This is a genomic window from Streptomyces sp. CNT372 (assembly GCF_000377145.1).
Genome location: NZ_KB897778.1, coordinates 44,280 through 60,337, shown reverse-complemented (window position 1 = coordinate 60,337; position 16,058 = coordinate 44,280). Strand labels below are relative to the sequence as shown.

Here is a 16,058-nt window from a genome sequence, read left to right as displayed (position 1 = left end):
AGGTACTCCACCCGGATCGCCCTCGGGGCCGGCCGGTCCGTCGGCGGGCCGGCCGGCCCCGTGGTGCGCTGAACTGGCCGCCGAGCCTGTCAAAGGTGCGTGACGGGCCCGGATCGGCGGTATTTCCTGGTTGTTACGCGGCGGGGCGGGCGGGCTGCCCGCCGGCTGCGCCCGTGCGCGTCCCGGTCAGACCCGGGCGTAGGCGGGCTCCGCCTCCGGCGCGCCGAGCGGCTCGTCCTCGGTCCCCGCCGGGGCTCCGGCGCCTTCGGCGGCCGGCCGCCGAAGGTATACCGCCCAGGTCACCGCGGAGCAGAGGGCGTAGAAGACGAGGAAGGAGACAAAGGCGGCCGTCCCGGTGCCCGCGGTGAGGAACGACTGCCGGAACGCGAGGTTGATGGCGAGGCCCCCGACCGCGCCGATCGCCCCGATGAACCCCATCGCGGCCCCGGAGAGCCGGCGCCCGTACGCGGCGGCCGCCTCCCCCGTCATCCCCCGTGCCAGCGCCTTGTTCTGGAAGATGCCGGGGATCATCTTGTACGTCGAGCCGTTGCCGAGGCCGGTCAGCACGAACAGGGCGATGAAGCCGACGAGGAAGACGGGCAGCGACTGGGCCAGCGAGGCGGCGATCACCACACCGGTGGCGGCGGCCATCGCGAGGAAGTTCCCGAGGGTGATCCGGGCGCCGCCGAAGCGGTCGGCGAGCAGCCCGCCGACGGGCCGGATCAGGGAGCCGAGCAGCGGGCCGACGAAGGTGAGCGAGGCGGCCTGGAGCGGTGTCCGGCCGAACTGGGTCTGGAGGACGAGGCCGAAGGCGAAGCTGTAGCCGATGAACGAGCCGAAGGTGCCGATGTAGAGCAGCGCCATGATCCACGTGTGCCCGTCCCGGATGGCCTCCTTGGCGGCACCGGTGTCGTTGCGGACGGGGGCGAGGTTGTCCATCCACAGCGCCGAGCAGAGCGCGGCGACGACGATCAGCGGCAGGTACACGCCCAGCACCAGCCGGGGGTGCGCGGCCCCCGCCGTGCCGATGACCAGCAGGGCGACGAGCTGGATGACGGGGACGCCGATGTTGCCGCCGCCCGCGTTGAGGCCGAGGGCCCAGCCCTTCTTCCGCAGCGGGAAGAAGGCGTTGATGTTGGTCATGGAGGAGGCGAAGTTGCCGCCGCCGACCCCGGTGAGCGCGGCGACCAGCAGGAACGTGGCGTAGGAGGTGCCGGGTTCCATCACGGTCCAGGCCGCCACGGTGGGCAGCAGGAGCAGCAGGGCGCTGAAGACGGTCCAGTTCCGGCCGCCGAAGCGGGCGACGGCGAAGGTGTACGGCACCCGGATCACCGCGCCGACCAGGGTGGCGGTGGCGATGAGGAAGAACTTCCCGGCGGGGTCGATGCCGTACTCGGGCCCCATGAACAGGACCATCACGGACCAGAGGCTCCAGATCGAGAAGCCGATGTGCTCGCTCAGTACGGAGAAGGCGAGGTTGCGGCGGGCGATCCGCTCCCCCTTCGCCTCCCAGAACGCCTCGTCCTCGGGGTCCCAGTGCTCGATCCAACGGCCTGCCATCGCGCGCCTCCACCTGCTGCACCTGTGTGTCCTGTCGTGGGAGGGACGCTAGGCACGGCGCGTTTCGGCCCCGGTGGCCACAGGTGACCGGTGCGGAACGTTGCTCTCACGGGCGGCGGGGCCCGGCCGTGAGGGCACGGCGGTGAAGACCCGGCGGCGGCGGGGCGGCGGCGGTGGCCGGCGGTGGCCCGCTGGTGAGGCCCCGCCCGGCCGGCGCACCCGTGCCAGGGCCACGCACCCGCGCGCACCCCCCCGGGCCAGGACTACGCACCCGCCCCCGCGCCCGGCGGGCCCCGCCCGTCATGTGCCCGCCATCACCGCCCGGTCGGTGTCCGGCAGCCACGCGCCCGGCGGCTCCGCGAGCCAGCCCTCCGCCGCCGCCAGCTCACCCGCGGCGGCCCGCAGCGCGTCCAGCGCCGGGTGGCGCAGCCCCTTCCGCCAGACCAGGGACACCGGCGACAGCGGCACCGGGTCGCTCAGCGGGCGCAGCACGGCCCCCGGCATTGGCGGGAAGTCCACGACGGCCAGCACCGGATGCCGGCTCCGGGCCATGATCCGCCGGAACTCCTCGGCGCCGACCGCCATCGGCGAGGGCGGCGACAGCTCGATACCGCGGCCCGCGAAGAGCAGCACCGCGTACTCGGTCCACTCCCGGGTGCGCGGATTGCCCGCCCCGGCGTAGACCCGCTCGCCCGCGAGCGCGCCCAGCGGCACGGTCTCCCGCGCGGCGAGGGGATGGTCCTCGGGCAGCAGCACCGCCATCGGCTCCAGCCGGACGGGCTGATGGCCGAGCAGGGCGCGCACCTCGGGGGCGAGCCCGGCGATCCGGCCGAAGGAGACGTCGATCCGCCCGGCGAGGATCTCCGCCGCCGCGCCGGACAGCCCGCTCTCGTAGCGGGCCATCAGCTCGCAGTCGGGGGCCAGTTCGCGCGCCCGGTCCAGGACCCGGCCGGAGATCAGGCCGGGCGAGTTGAGGTCGACGAGCAGGGGCCGGGCGCTCCCGTCGGCCGCGGCGAGGAGATCGTCCTGGGCGGCCAGCACCCGCCGCGCGTACGGGAGCAGGCGGTCGCCGTCCGGGGTCAGGGCGACCTGACGGGTGGTCCGTACGAAGAGTTCCGTGCCCAGCTCCCGTTCCAGCCTGCGGATGTCCCGGCTCAGCGCCTGCTGGGCGACGAAGAGCCGCGCGGCGGCGCGGGTGAAGTGGAGTTCGTCCGCGACGGCGGTGAAGGCGCGCAGCAGCCGGGGGTCCAGGTCTCGGGGCACGGTGCATTCAACAACACAGGTGCGTGAATGACCACCGACCAGGTGTTGGACCGTCCCGGCCGGGTGCGGCCAGGGTAGGGGTCATGCCGCAGACCACCCGGCCCGCAGGGGCCCGCTCCGTCCTGCCCGCGATCACCCCCGGCCACCCCGCCTTCGTCCCCCGCCACACCCCCGACGGCCCGCCGTCCCGGGGCGGCACGCTGCGCGGCCCTCTGCACGGGCCGCCCCGCAGGCCGCCCCGGCGGCCACCGCGCCGTGCCCTGGCCCTCGCGCGGCGGGGTGGCGGCCGCCGCACCCGGCCGCCCGGCCCGTACGCCCGTCTCTTCACGATCCCGGGGACCCGCGCCTTCACCGCGGGGAACCTGATGGCCCGTCTGCCGATGGGCATGTTCGGCGTCGGGGCGATCCTGATGATCGCAGGCACCCGGGGGTCGTACGCGCTGGCCGGGGCGGTCACCGCGACCGGTCTGGCGGCCACCGCGGTGGTCGCGCCGTGGACGGCCCGGCTGGTCGACCGGTACGGGCAGGCGCGGGTCGCCGTGCCCGCGACCGTACTGGCGGTCCTGGGGCACCTCGCCCTGGTGCTCTGCGTGCGCGCGGACGCCCCGGCCTGGACCCTGTTCGCCGCGTACGCCGCGACCGCGACCTGCCCCAACACCGGCGGTATGTCCCGGGCCCGCTGGGCGCATCTGCTGCGCGACGACCCGGCGGCCAGGCACACGGCGAACGCCTTCGAGCAGGCCGTCGACGAGCTGTGCTTCATGCTCGGCCCGGTCCTCGCCGCACTGCTGTGCTCGGCCCTCTTCCCGGAGGCGGGCACGCTGGCCGCCGCGTTCCTGCTGCTGACGGGCGTGCTGCTGTTCACGGCCCAGCGCTCCACACAGCCGCCGGTCTCGCGCACCGCGCCCGGTCCCGCGCCGCTGCGGGCGCCGGGGATGCGGCCGCTGCTGGTGGTGTTCCTGTCGACCGGGGCGGTCTTCGGGTCGATGGAGGTGGTCACCCTCGCGTATGTGGACGGCCCGGCGGGCGGCGCGGTCCTCGCCCTCCAGGCGGCCGGCTCCTGTGCGGCGGGCCTGGTGTACGGGCGGGTGCGACGCGTCGCCGGGCTGACCGGCTGCCTGGCCGCGATGACCGCCCTGATGGCCCTGCCGCTGCTGGCCGCGGCCGGGACGGGCACGGTGTGGGCCCTCGCCGCGGCCCTGCTGCTGGCGGGTACGGCGACGGCCCCGACGATGGTGACGGGCATGACGGAGATCCAGCGCCTGACCCCGGCGGGCCGTGCCAACGAGGGGATGACCCTGGCGGTGACCGCCCTGCTGGGCGGCATCGCGGCGGGCTCGGCCTCCGGGGGCTGGGTGGTGGAGCACCTGGGCGCCGCGACCGGCTACACCGTCCCGGTCACGGCGGCGGCCCTGGCCCTGACGGCGGCCCTGGCCCTGACGGCGGCCGCGGGCACGGCCGGGACCCGGCGGGCGGGCTGAGCGGCCCGTCGCCGGGCGGCGCAAGGGCTGCGCGGCGGGAAGGCTGAGCGGCCGTCTCCGGGCGGCGCAAGGGCTGCGCGGCGGGAAGGCTGAGCGGCGCCCGGGCTGAGCGGCCCCCGGGCTGAGGCTCTGGCTGGGGCCCGCTCAGACGCGGGCCTCGAAGACCAGGTTGAACGGTGTCTCCACGGCGCGGCGGAAGCGGCTGAATCCCGCCTCCTCGGCGACCTCGCGCAGCCGCTTCTCCCCGGCCTGGGCGCCGAGGCAGGCGGCCACGTCCTGGGCCATCGACGACGGGGTGCAGATCACCGTGGACGCCGCGTAGTAGACCCGGCCCACCGGGTTGAGGTTGTCCGCGAGGTCGTCGTTCGCGAACGGCTCCACCAGCATGACCGTCCCGTCCTCGGCGAGCGTCTCGCGGGTGTGCCGCATGGCTCCCACGGGGTCGCCCATGTCGTGCAGGCAGTCGAAGAAGCACACGAGGTCGTACCCCTGCCCCGGGAAGTCCGCCGCCGACGCCCTGGCGAAGGAGGTGTTGCCCGCCACCCCTTCGTCGGCCGCGAGCGCGGTCGCCCGGTCCACCGACGCCTGGTGGTAGTCGAAGCCGTGGAAGGTGGACGCCGGGTAGGCCGCCGCCATCAGGACGGTGGAGACCCCGTGGCCGCAGCCGATGTCCGCAGCCGTGGCACCGGCGGTCAGCTTCTCCTGGACACCGTCGAGGGCGGGAATCCACTCGGCGACGAGGCCGGCCCGGTATCCCGGCCGGAAGAACTGCTCGGTGCCGAGGAAGAGTTCCGGATCGTGCTCGTCCCATCCGAACCCGTGCCCTTCCCGCAGGGCCCGGGCGAGCCGTTCCCGGTCGCGGTAGAGCGACGAGACGATGTGGTAGCCGCCGACCACGTAGGCGGGGCTGTTCTCGTCCGCGAAGACGAACGCCTGCTCGGGCGTCAGCGTGAAGGTGCCGTCCGCAGCGTCGTACTCGACGTAGCCGCTCGCCGCCTGTGCTGCGAGCCACTGTCCGACACAGGGCGCGGGCAGCTCCGTGCGCTCCGCGAGGCCGTCCGCCGTCATCGGGCCCGCGCCGGCGAGGGCGGACCACAGCCCGAGGTCCGCCCCGAGCTGGACGAGTACGCCGTTCATCGCGGCGCCGATATCGGTGACGGCCTGCCCGAGAAGCTCGTTCAACCGCTGTTCGTCGACAACGGACCGGTGGCCGTGCGCTGTCGCCGTCACAGGAATCGCCTCCTCGTGAGGCTGGGGTGATCGTGGTCCCCGAGGCAGAATCCATGCTATCCACCCGATATCGGAGCAAGAACAAACAGGCCGCAAAGAACGGCCGTGACGGCTTCCGTCGTCCCGGAGCCGGGAGCGCTCCGGGACGACGGAAGCACCGAGACGCCCCGGCTCTCCGGACATGACGAAGGCCCGCCGGTGGGAACCGGCGGGCCTTCGCCCACATGGGATACGGGGCGGCCGGGCGCTTGCGCCCCCGGACCCCATCGGTGGAGATGGCGGGAATCGAACCCGCGTCCAACGGTGCGGAAACAGGGCTTCTCCGTGTGCAGTCCGCTGCGATTTTCTCAGCCCCGGAGATCACGCGGACAAGTCTCCGACGGGCTCAGTCACTGTTTGGTTTCCCTCTCGACCCCGTGACCGGGCCTAGAGGTTTAGTTCCCTAGCTGACGCCAGGATCCGGGTCGGGAACACCCCCGGGCTGACGCTCCATGAGTGAAGGTTCGTCTCTACTGCTTATCAGGCAGCGAGGGCGAAGGCTTCGGAGTTATCGCGCTTGGTGTTGGCGATTATTGGTTGCGACATATGGTTAACGAGATCATTGCCGCTTCCTCGACACGCTTCCCCTGCTTCGACAGCCGCTGTCGAAACCGATCATCCCCATGTTGAGTTGACAAACCCCTGTCGCCAGGAGCGATGCCATCGTACGTGACCAACGCACGACGATGCCAGCGTATTCCGCCCGGCCCGGGCGGAAGCCCGTGGCGGGCCCGGTCTCCCGGGTCGGGAGACTAGGCGCGCTGCTTGCGGCGGGCCGCCGAGATCGCCCGGTCCGTCTCACGGCGGTCCTGCTTCTCCCGCAGGGTCTGCCGCTTGTCGTACTCCTTCTTGCCCTTGGCCAGCGCGATCTCGACCTTGGCGCGGCCGTCCTTGAAGTACAGCGCCAGGGGCACGATCGTGTGACCGGTCTCCTGGGACTTCGACTCCAGCTTGTCGATCTCCTCGCGGTGCAGCAGCAGCTTCCGCCGGCGCCGCGCGCTGTGGTTGGTCCAGGTGCCCTGGCTGTACTCGGGGACGTGGACGTTGTGCAGCCACGCCTCGCCGCCGTCGATCTGCACGAAGCCGTCCGCCAGCGACGCCCGTCCCTGGCGCAGCGACTTCACCTCGGTGCCGGTCAGCACGAGACCGCACTCGTAGGTGTCGATGATGAGGTAGTCGTGCCGCGCCTTCTTGTTCTGCGCGATCAGCTTGCGCCCTTTTTCCTTTGCCATAGTGCGGTCATTTTCGCACTATGAGGCACCCCTGAGGCCACCCAATACCGACCGGGCCCGCCGCTCGGCGCCCTCGGAGGCGGGAAGGTCCGGAGTGATGCCCCGGCCGTCGACATGGTGCCCGGCGGGGGTGCGGTAGTGGCCGACGGTCAGCTCGGCCACCGAGCCGCCCGGCAGCTCGCTGGGCATCTGGACCGAGCCCTTGCCGAAGGTGCGGGTACCGACGGTGACCGCCCGGCCCCGGTCCTTCAGGGCGCCCGCGACCAGCTCCGCCGCGCTCATGGTGCCGCCGTCGACCAGGGCGACCAGGGGCCGGCCGGTGTCGCCGCCGGGCTCGGCGTACAGCGCCCGCTGCTCGCCCCGGACGTCGTAGGTGGCGACCAGGCCGCCGTCCAGGAAGGCGGAGGCGGCGCTCACGGCCTCCGAGACCAGGCCGCCCGCGTTGCCCCGCAGGTCGAGGAGGACGCCCGCGCCTTCCGGGGCGCCGCGCACGGCCCGGCGGACCCGCTCGCCGGAGCCCTTGGTGAAGGCCTCGACCCTGATCAGCACGGTGTCCCCGTCGAGCCGGCTCACCCGCACCGACTCGGTGGTCACCAGGGTCCGGGTGAGCCGCTCGGTCCACCGCCGGCCGTCCCGCTGGAGCCCCAGCTCCACCGCGGTGCCTCTGGCGCCGCGCAGCAGGGCCACGACCTCGGTGACCGGCCGGCGGGCGACATCCACGCCGTCGACCGTCCGCAGCCGGTCGCCGGGGCGGATGCCCGCCCGGTCCGCGGGGCCGCCGTCCCGCACCTCGGAGACCTCCAGGCGTCCGTCGCCGGCGCGGCGGGCGCCCAGGCCGACGCCGGAGTACTCGCCGTCGAGGGCGCTCTCGAACTCCTCGTACTCCCGGCGGTCGTAGACGGCACCCCAGCGGTCGCCGCTGCGGCTGACGAACTGCTCGGCCGCGGCGGTCCCGGACTTCCCGTCCGCCATCGCCTCGGCAGCGGCCCGGGCCACGTCCTCGCGGTCGACCGTGGCCGCCGCGGCGCGCGCCTCCAGCGGGCGCGGGGGGTCCTCCGTCTCGTCCCGGGGCAGGGCCCCGGTGGCCGCCGCGGTGGCGAGCACGGTCGCGAAGACCAGGGTCAGGGCCGCCCCGCGGCGGATGCCGTGGGGCCGGGGGCACGGATCGGGACGATCAGGACCTGACATGGCGATGAGTCTAGGACAAGCGAAGGGCGCCGTACGGACGTTGACCGTACGGCGCCCGGGGCGCATGTCACACCTTCAGGTACTTGCGCAATGCGACGAAAGCAGCAACGGCGGGCATCAGCAGACCGATCGCGAGGACCAGCGGCAGCTTCGTGAGGACCGCGTCCCAGCCGATGAAGTCGACCAGCTGCATCTTGTCCGCGAGGGCCAGCCCGTTGTCGATCAGGAAGTACCGCCCGACCAGCAGCATCACACAGGCGACCGCGCCGCCCAGCAGGCCCGCGACGGCGGCCTCCGCGATGAACGGCGTCTGGATGTAGAAGCTGGACGCGCCCACCAGCCGCATGATCCCCGTCTCCCGCCGCCTGCTGAACGCCGACACACGCACGGTGTTGACGATCAGCATCATCGCGATGACCAGCATCAGGCCCATCACGCACAGGGCGGCGATCCGCATGCCGTTCATCAGCCCGAACAGGTTCTGCAGGATGTCCCGTTGGTCCTGGACCGAGTGCACGCCGTCCCGGCCGGCGAACGCGGTGGCGACCACGCTGTACTTCTCGGGGTCCTTCAGCTTGACCCGGAACGACTCCTGCATCTGGTCCGGGGTGATCGTCGAGGCGATCGGGGTGTCCCCGTACTGCTCCTTGTAGTGCTTGTACGCCTGCTCCGCCGACTCGTGCTGGACGGTCTCGACGAGGTTCATCTCCTCCAGATCGGACTTGATCTGCTCCTTCTGCGCGGTGGTGACGGCGCCCTTGGCGCACTGGGCCGAGGTGGCCGCGTCGTTCTTGTTGCAGAGGAAGATGGAGACGTTGACCTTGTCGTACCAGAAGTCCTTCATCGTGTTGACCTGCTCACGCATGAGCAGGGCACCGCCGAAGAGGGCCAGCGACAGGGCGACGGAGATGATGACGGCGAAGGTCATCGTGAGGTTGCGACGGAGACCGACACCGATCTCCGACATGACGAACTGGGCGCGCATGGCGTGCTTTCAGCCTTTCAGTCTGTCCGGGCTCAGTGCTGGTAGCCGTAGACGCCGCGGGCCTGGTCACGCACGAGTCGGCCCTTCTCCAGCTCGATGACGCGCTTGCGCATCTGGTCGACGATGTTCTGGTCGTGGGTCGCCATCACGACCGTCGTCCCGGTGCGGTTGATCCGGTCGAGCAGTTTCATGATGCCGACCGAGGTCTGCGGGTCGAGGTTGCCGGTCGGCTCGTCGGCGATGAGCAGCATCGGGCGGTTCACGAAGGCGCGGGCGATGGCCACGCGCTGCTGCTCACCACCGGACAGCTCGCCGGGCATCCGGTCCTCCTTGCCGCCGAGGCCGACGAGGTCGAGGACCTGGGGCACGGCCTTGCGGATCTCGCCGCGCGGCTTGCCGATGACCTCCTGCGCGAAGGCCACGTTCTCCGCGACGGTCTTGTTCGGCAGCAGCCGGAAGTCCTGGAAGACGGTGCCCAGCTGGCGGCGCATGTGCGGCACCTTCCAGTTGGAGAGCCGCGCGAGGTCCTTGCCGAGGACGTGGACCATGCCCTGGCTGGCGCGCTCCTCGCGGAGCAGCAGCCGCAGGAAGGTCGACTTGCCGGAACCCGACGACCCCACGAGGAAGACGAACTCGCCCTTCTCGACTTCGAGGGAGACGTCACGCAGGGCAGGTCGGTTCTGCTTGGGATAGGTCTTCGAGACGTTGTCGAATCGGATCACGGGTGCACCACGGGTCGCCGGGAGTAGGTGAGCGTGACCATACGCGAACCCGCGTCGGCCGCGCAGTCACGGTCCCGGCTTGACCCTTATATCCCTTCTTGGGCCTGCCCTGGCCGCCTCCGCGCTCTGTCACGGGAGGGGGACGAAACGGGCGGGGCGCGCCGAAAAGCGCGTGAGCTGGCACAGTGGTAGGGGAACAGTCGCGTTTCCCTGCACGTTGTGGGGAGAGGAATGCGCCGACGGTCCGCGCCTGCGGCTCCGGCGTGCGGGAGGAGGAAGGCGCATGACGTACGACCGACTGGTGTGCGGGAACTGCGCCGCCCCGGTGGCCCAGGGCCGCTGCCCGGTCTGCCGCGCCAACCGTGAGCGCCTCCAGCAGGACGCCCCTTTCGCCGGGCTGAACCCGGCGGCGCTGCTGGTCCTGCTGGTGATCCTGGTCGCGGCGGTGGCGCTGCTGGCCGCCTGACCGTCCTTACCGACCACCGGGAAGGGCCCGGAGTGCTCGGCACTCCGGGCCCTTCCTCGCCGTCACTCGCTGCTGTCAGCCCTCGCCGCCCCCGCGATGACCGCGCGTAGCTCTCAGGCGACGGTGCGTCCGCCGACGAGGCGCGGCAGCATCCGGAAGCCGACGCCACCGGCGATCATCGTCGCGGCGCCGAGCAGCAGGAACGTGGTCTCGGCGGCGCCGGTCTCGGCCAGCTCCTCCTTGGCCTCGCCCTGCTCGACCGGCTGGGAGCCGGCGTTGTCGGTGTCGGTACCGGCGGTGGCGTCACCGTCGATCACGCCGCCGTTCGGGTCGGTGCCGTTGCCGCCGGTGCTGGTGCCGCCGTTGTCGCCGCCACCGGTGGCGGTGCCGCCGTTGTCGCCACCGCCGGTCGCGCTACCGGACGTACCACCGGTGGTCGGGTCGCCACCGGTCGTGCCACCGGTCGTCGGGTCACCACCGGTCGTGCCACCCGTCGTCGGGTCGCCGCCCGTGGAACCACCGGTCGTCGGGTCACCACCCGTCGTACCGCCCGTGGTCGGGTCACCGCCGGTCGTGCCACCGGTCGTCGGGTCACCACCCGTCGTGCCACCGGTGGTCGGGTCACCGCCGGTCGTGCCACCGGTCGTGGGGTCGCCACCCGTCGTGCCGCCCGTCGTCGGGTCACCACCCGTCGTGCCACCGGTGGTCGGGTCACCGCCGGTCGTGCCGCCCGTCGTGGGGTCGCCACCGGTCGTGCCACCGGTCGTCGGGTCACCACCGACCGTGCCCTCCGTGGCCCCCTCGTCCACGCCGCCGACGCCGCCGGACACCGTGGTGGCGCCTTCGGTGTCGTTGACGCCCAGGCCCGCCTCGATCTGGAGGCCGGAGTCCGGCGAGTCGTTCAGGCCGAAGGCCTGCGCGGCACCGGCGGCCGTCAGCGACGCACCCGCGGCGATCACGGCGCCGGCGGTTATGCGCGCGACACGGATCCGCGTCTTCTTCGTCATGTGTTTGCTACCCCCAGTAGCTCATCGTCATCAGGGCATCGCCCGGGGCAGCAGACCCAGGGGTGTCAACTCCGCCCCCGTTTCACACGCGCCCCGCGAACACGCATGCCGCACGCCAGCTTTCCCAGAATCCGAGGGGGCGTCAAGGTCGTTAGCAGGCGCGATGTCCGATATGAAGTCAGTTGACTGACCTGCCGGATGCAACTGTGACATAAAAGGGAACTGCCGCCCCGGGGGCGGCAGTTCCCTTGTCGACAAAGCGAGTTGCTACTTCTCCTGCTGCTTGCGCCAGCGAATTCCCGCTTCCAGGAAGCCGTCGATCTCGCCGTCCAGGACCGACTGCGGGTTGCCGACCTCGAACTCGGTGCGGAGGTCCTTCACCATCTGGTACGGGTGCAGGACGTACGAACGCATCTGGTTGCCCCAGGAGTTGCCGCCGTCGCCCTTGAGGGCGTCCATCTTGGCCTGCTCCTCCTGCCGGCGGCGCTCGAGGAGCTTCGCCTGGAGGACGTTCATGGCGCTCGCCTTGTTCTGGATCTGGGAGCGCTCGTTCTGGCAGGAGACCACGATGCCGGTCGGGATGTGGGTGATGCGCACCGCCGAGTCGGTGGTGTTGACGCCCTGGCCGCCGGGGCCGGAGGCCCGGTACACGTCGACACGCAGTTCGGACTCGTCGATCTCGACGTGGTCGGACTGCTCGACGACCGGCAGCACCTCGACGCCCGCGAAGGAGGTCTGGCGGCGGCCCTGGTTGTCGAACGGGGAGATGCGCACCAGTCGGTGGGTGCCCTGCTCCACGGAGAGGGTGCCGTACGCGTACGGGGCCTTGACCACGAAGGTGGTCGACTTGATGCCGGCCTCCTCCGCGTACGAGGTCTCGTAGACCTCGGTGCCGTAGCCGTGCCGCTCGGCCCAGCGCAGGTACATCCGCTGGAGCTGCTCGGCGAAGTCGGCGGCGTCGACGCCGCCGGCCTCGGCGCGGATGTTGACCAGGGCCTCGCGCTCGTCGTACTCGCCGGAGAGGAGGGTGCGGACCTCCATCTCGTCGAGCGCCTTGCGCACGGACTCCAGCTCGGCCTCGGCCTCGGCACGGGTGTCCGGGTCGTCCTCGGCCTCGGCGAGCTCGAAGAGGACTTCGAGGTCGTCGATCCGGCCGCGCAGGGCCTCGGCCTTGCGCACCTCGGCCTGCAGGTGCGAAAGCCTGCTGGTGATCTTCTGCGCCGCCTCGGGGTCGTCCCACAGGGACGGTGCCGCCGCCTGCTCCTCGAGCACGGCGATGTCTGCCCTCAGCTTGTCGAGGTCCAGGACGGCCTCGATCGACCCCATGGTCGAGGAGAGGGACTTCAGCTCTTCGGAAACATCGACGACTGCCACGGGTCCAGCGTAACGGCTGCACGGAGTGTCCCGTGCTGGCCCCGCAGCATCCGCCCCGCACGGGGCCCGGCCCGGGCGCGGGAGGTGTCCGGCCCTGCTCCGCCGGACGCCTCCTACGGCTCGGCGGGGGCGGACTGCCGGGTGTCCCCCGGCGCCGGGCCGTCCTCGTCGCCGCTCACCGCGAACCAGCCGCCGACCCCGACCGCCGCCGCCACGGCGATCGCCGCGACGCCCAGGGTGATCCGGCGCCGGCGCACGGACGCCGGGCGGTTGCGGGCCGAGCCCGGGCGGCGCTGGCCCGGGGTCCGGGGTGCGCGGGCCGTGCCGTGCGCCCCGCCGGCCAGCTCGTCCGGGGCCGGGACGCGCATCGAGGTGTGGGTGTCGCGGTTGGCGTCCGCGGGCGCGCCCCCCGGCACCAGGGGGACCGAGCCCCGGCGGCGCTGCGGGGCGGGAGCGTCCGCGGCCACGTCCTCGTACGGCTCCTCGGCCGGCCCGGCGTCCGGCTCGTCGACGTCCAGCGGCGGGATGCCCTTGAGCAGCGGCTGCAGCTCCCGCAGGCGGTGCGCCAGCTCCGAGGCGCGCAGCCGGGACGCGGGGGCCTTGGCCAGGCACTGGACGATGAGCTGCCACAGCTCCTCCGGGATACCCGGCAGCGGGACGACCGTCTCGGTGACATGGCGGCGCAGCACCGCGCCGGGGTGGCCGCCGCCGAAGGGCGTGAAACCGGCCAGCAGCTCGTAGAGGACGGTCGCCAGGGCGTAGATGTCCACCGCGGCGCGCGGGGGCAGGCCCTCGACGATCTCGGGCGCGATGTAGTCGGGGGTGCCGATGATCCCGGAGGCGTTCGGGGCGCCGGCGGCGGTGCGGGTGGCCTTGGTACGGCGCGGGGTGTCGATCAGCTTGGCCACGCCGAAGTCGGTCAGCAGGGCCGGGTGCGCGCCGCCGGGGCCGAGCGGGCCCTCCATGTCGAGCAGGATGTTCTCCGGCTTGACGTCGCGGTGGACGACCCCGGCGGCGTGGGCCGCGGCCAGCCCCTCGGCCACGTCGGCGGCGATGGCGACGGCCGCCTCGGGGGCGAGCCGGCGCTCGCGGTCCAGCCGGGTGCGCAGATCGGTGCCGCGGACCAGGTCCATGACCAGCGCCAGGTCGTTGCCGTCGACGACGAGATCGCGGACGCCGACGACCCGGGGGTGGTCGAGTCCGAGCAGGGCCGTGCGCTCCTGGACGAAGCGGCCGACGAGGTCCTGGTCGCAGGCCAGGTCCTCGCGCAGCAGCTTGACGGCCACGGGCCCCTCCGGCCCTTCCCCGAGCCACACCGTGCCGGCGCTTCCCCGTCCCAGGATCTGGTGGGCCGTGTACCGGCTGCCGATATTCCGTGCCAAGACTGCTCCCTGACTGCTCCCTCAGCGGCGGGCGTTGCCCTGAGAAACACCCCCACAACCTACGCGGGCATCGGGGAGCTGTGTGCCCCGGATGTCGCCGACCTTCACTTCTGCGGGATAAATCAGCCCGGATAAGTCGACAAATCCACCAAGTCGTCCACAGAGCCGTCCACCACCAGGTCCACCCGCTCGTCCACCCGGTCGTCCACGGCGGCACCCGGAGGCCGGGGCGGGGCGCACAGGGAGCGGCCCCCGGCGACGGTGGTCGCCGGAGGCCGGGGCTAGGGGCTCGGGGCGGAAAACCGTCCCGCCGCGGGCTACTGCGGGGTGGGAACCTCGTCCGCGGTCTTCTGGGCCTCGCCGAGCTGCGAGAACCAGTCGCTGACCGTGCCGATGCCGTCGCCGATGGCGTCCCAGTAGCTCTTGCCCTCGGCGATCCAGCCCTGGAGCGGGGTCAGCTCCCAGATGAGCCAGCCGCCGATGACGAAGAGCACGATCATGACCAGGCAGCCCTTGAGGCAGCCCAGGCCCGGGATGCGCACCGGGTTGGCGCTCCGGCGGCGCGGCTCGCGCGGCGGCCGGGGCGCGGGCGGCTGGGGCTGCTGCGGCGGGTTGTAGGGCTGCGGAGCCGGGGCGTACGGCTGCGGCTGGGGCGGCTGCTGACGCCGCTGGGGCTGCCGCGGCTGCTGGTACGGCTGGGGCTGGGGAGCCGGCGCGTGCTGCTGCTGCCGCTGGGGCGGCTGCTGCGGGGCCTGCTGGGGCCGGCGCTGCGGACGGCGGCGCAGCGGGTCCTGGACCGGGTCCAGGTACTGCATCTGCGTCTGCTCGTTGCGGTCCCGCACGGCGCGCAGCTGCGACTGCCAGGGGTGCGGGTCGTCGGGCCCGGCACCGGGCGGAACCGGCGGCATGACGGAGGTGGGGTCGGCCCCGCCGCCGCCCGGGCCGGTCTGCGGCATGACGCTCGTCGCAGCGGAAGGGTCGTACGCGGGCGGGCCGTCGCCCGGGCCCCGGCCCGCGCCGGGGCCGGTGTTCGGCAGCACCTGGGTGGGGTCGGCCGCGCCGGGGGTGTCCGGGACGGGCGCGGGCGCCGGGTCGGGCGCGAGCAGGGCGCCGACGGCGAGTGCCGCGTCCACCTGGGCGGCGTTGGCGTGGACGCCGATGCCCGCGGCCACCGTACGCAGCCCGCGGGCCAGGTTCTCGGCGCTGGGCCGCTCCCCCGGCTCCTTGCGCAGACAGCGTTCGATGACGGTCCACAGGGGCTCGGGGACGGTGGTGGGCCGCCGGGGCTCCTCGCTGAGGTGCCGGTGCAGCACCTCCAGGGCGCTGCCGCCGGAGAACGGGGGGCGGCCGGTGACCAGCTCGTACAGCAGGATGCCCGCGCCGTAGATGTCGACCGCGGAGGTCTGCGGCCGGCCCTCGGCGGACTCCGGTGCGACGTACGCCGGGGTGCCGACGAACTCGTGGGTGCGGGTCAGGCCCGGGGAGTCGGCGAGGCGGGCGATGCCGAAGTCGGTCAGCATCGGGTGCATCCGGCCCTCGGCGTCCGTCTTGAGCAGGACGTTCGCGGGCTTCAGGTCGCGGTGGACGACGCCGTCCGCGTGGCTCGCCGCCAGTGCGTCGGCGATCTGCGCGGTCATCAGGGAGGCGGCGACCGGCGAGAGCGGGCCGTTGTCGCGCAGGTAGTGGTGCAGGTCGGGGCCGTCGACCAGGTCCATCACGAGGGCGAGCAGATCGCCCTCGACGACGAGGTCCCGGGTGCGGACGATGTTCTCGTGGGTGAGCCGCAGCAGGACGGAGCGCTCGCGCAGGAAGCGCATCACGACGTCCGCGTCGTTGGCCAGCTCCTCCTTGAGGACCTTGATCGCGACGGTCTCGCCGGGCTGGCCGGGGACTGCCGCCTCGGCGCCCGCCGTCTCCCGCTGGCGCGCTCGCCAGACGGTGCCCGTGGCGCCGCGGCCGAGCGGCGTCTCGAGCAGGTACTTGCTGCCTACCGGCCGCACGTCGCGCTCCCTGCTGATCGGGGTCTCACATGGATCTCACTGGACCGGGCCCGCCGATGATCCTTTGATCCTGACGGCCGCCCGGTGTCCGGCCCACTGTAATGCCGGGGACGGGATCACCGGCGGCCC

Annotated in this window: 13 protein-coding genes and 1 other RNA gene; 2 read left to right on the top strand and 12 right to left on the bottom strand. The window is 72.9% G+C overall.

What is annotated here, in order from left to right:
- Positions 1–186: 186 nt before the first annotated feature.
- Positions 187–1,560 (bottom strand): MFS transporter, encoded by a 1,374-nt coding sequence (locus C593_RS28915; RefSeq protein ID WP_018846315.1) that lies wholly within the window; start codon positions 1,558–1,560, stop codon positions 187–189.
- A 300-nt stretch (positions 1,561–1,860) separates the two neighbouring features.
- Positions 1,861–2,823 (bottom strand): LysR family transcriptional regulator, encoded by a 963-nt coding sequence (locus C593_RS0105595; protein ID WP_018846314.1) that lies wholly within the window; start codon positions 2,821–2,823, stop codon positions 1,861–1,863.
- Positions 2,824–2,906: 83 nt separating this feature from the next.
- Here C593_RS0105595 and C593_RS0105590 point away from each other — a divergent pair, with 83 nt between their 5' ends.
- Complete coding sequence (locus tag C593_RS0105590) at positions 2,907–4,304, top strand: MFS transporter (RefSeq protein WP_106434568.1); 1,398 nt, start codon at positions 2,907–2,909, stop codon at positions 4,302–4,304.
- A 144-nt stretch (positions 4,305–4,448) separates the two neighbouring features.
- Here C593_RS0105590 and C593_RS0105585 read toward each other — a convergent pair whose 3' ends face one another.
- The 6 genes from C593_RS0105585 to ftsE all read right to left on the bottom strand — a co-directional run bounded on the left by C593_RS0105585 (position 4,449) and on the right by ftsE (position 9,700).
- Positions 4,449–5,534, bottom strand: a complete 1,086-nt coding sequence (locus C593_RS0105585; protein WP_018846313.1) for a class I SAM-dependent methyltransferase — start codon at positions 5,532–5,534, stop codon at positions 4,449–4,451.
- A 267-nt stretch (positions 5,535–5,801) separates the two neighbouring features.
- Positions 5,802–6,196: a transfer-messenger RNA gene (gene ssrA, locus C593_RS31325) on the bottom strand.
- Positions 6,197–6,325: 129 nt separating this feature from the next.
- Positions 6,326–6,805: an SsrA-binding protein SmpB gene (gene smpB / locus C593_RS0105580; protein ID WP_018846312.1), complete on the bottom strand. Its 480-nt coding sequence runs from the start codon at positions 6,803–6,805 to the stop codon at positions 6,326–6,328.
- Positions 6,806–6,823: 18 nt separating this feature from the next.
- Positions 6,824–7,993 (bottom strand): S41 family peptidase, encoded by a 1,170-nt coding sequence (locus tag C593_RS0105575; protein WP_026277384.1) that lies wholly within the window; start codon positions 7,991–7,993, stop codon positions 6,824–6,826.
- A 67-nt stretch (positions 7,994–8,060) separates the two neighbouring features.
- Entirely contained in the window at positions 8,061–8,978 is a 918-nt protein-coding gene (ftsX, locus tag C593_RS0105570; RefSeq protein WP_018846310.1) for a permease-like cell division protein FtsX, read from the bottom strand.
- Between the two features lie 32 nt (positions 8,979–9,010).
- Positions 9,011–9,700, bottom strand: coding sequence for a cell division ATP-binding protein FtsE (gene ftsE / locus C593_RS0105565; protein WP_018846309.1), 690 nt, complete (start codon positions 9,698–9,700; stop codon positions 9,011–9,013).
- 283 nt (positions 9,701–9,983) lie between these two features.
- Between ftsE and C593_RS0105560 the strand changes: the two genes are divergently transcribed.
- Entirely contained in the window at positions 9,984–10,166 is a 183-nt protein-coding gene (locus C593_RS0105560) for a hypothetical protein (RefSeq protein ID WP_018846308.1), read from the top strand.
- A 113-nt stretch (positions 10,167–10,279) separates the two neighbouring features.
- Here the strand turns inward: C593_RS0105560 and C593_RS0105555 are convergent, their stop codons facing one another.
- The 4 genes from C593_RS0105555 to C593_RS0105535 form a co-directional block, all read right to left on the bottom strand.
- A complete protein-coding gene (locus C593_RS0105555; RefSeq protein WP_018846307.1) occupies positions 10,280–11,173 on the bottom strand; it encodes a hypothetical protein in 894 nt (297 codons plus the stop codon).
- 267 nt (positions 11,174–11,440) lie between these two features.
- A complete protein-coding gene (gene prfB, locus C593_RS0105550; RefSeq protein WP_018846306.1) occupies positions 11,441–12,547 on the bottom strand; it encodes a peptide chain release factor 2 in 1,107 nt (368 codons plus the stop codon).
- A 113-nt stretch (positions 12,548–12,660) separates the two neighbouring features.
- Positions 12,661–13,929 carry a serine/threonine-protein kinase gene (locus tag C593_RS0105545; RefSeq protein ID WP_026277383.1) on the bottom strand — a complete coding sequence of 423 codons (1,269 nt, stop codon included), beginning with the start codon at positions 13,927–13,929 and terminating at the stop codon, positions 12,661–12,663.
- A gap of 317 nt (positions 13,930–14,246) precedes the next feature.
- A complete protein-coding gene (locus C593_RS0105535) occupies positions 14,247–15,929 on the bottom strand; it encodes a serine/threonine-protein kinase (protein ID WP_018846304.1) in 1,683 nt (560 codons plus the stop codon).
- Positions 15,930–16,058: the final 129 nt, after the last annotated feature.

Bases quoted from the DNA above. Each gene is read 5' to 3' on its own strand.
- C593_RS28915 (WP_018846315.1), bottom strand. From the start codon at position 1,560: ATGGCAGGCCGTTGGATCGAGCACTGGGACCCCGAGGACGAGGCGTTC.
- smpB (WP_018846312.1), bottom strand. From the start codon at position 6,805: ATGGCAAAGGAAAAAGGGCGCAAGCTGATCGCGCAGAACAAGAAGGCG.
- C593_RS0105560 (WP_018846308.1), top strand. From the start codon at position 9,984: ATGACGTACGACCGACTGGTGTGCGGGAACTGCGCCGCCCCGGTGGCC.
- ftsX (WP_018846310.1), bottom strand. From the start codon at position 8,978: ATGCGCGCCCAGTTCGTCATGTCGGAGATCGGTGTCGGTCTCCGTCGC.
- C593_RS0105590 (WP_106434568.1), top strand. From the start codon at position 2,907: ATGCCGCAGACCACCCGGCCCGCAGGGGCCCGCTCCGTCCTGCCCGCG.
- C593_RS0105555 (WP_018846307.1), bottom strand. From the start codon at position 11,173: ATGACGAAGAAGACGCGGATCCGTGTCGCGCGCATAACCGCCGGCGCC.
- C593_RS0105575 (WP_026277384.1), bottom strand. From the start codon at position 7,993: ATGTCAGGTCCTGATCGTCCCGATCCGTGCCCCCGGCCCCACGGCATC.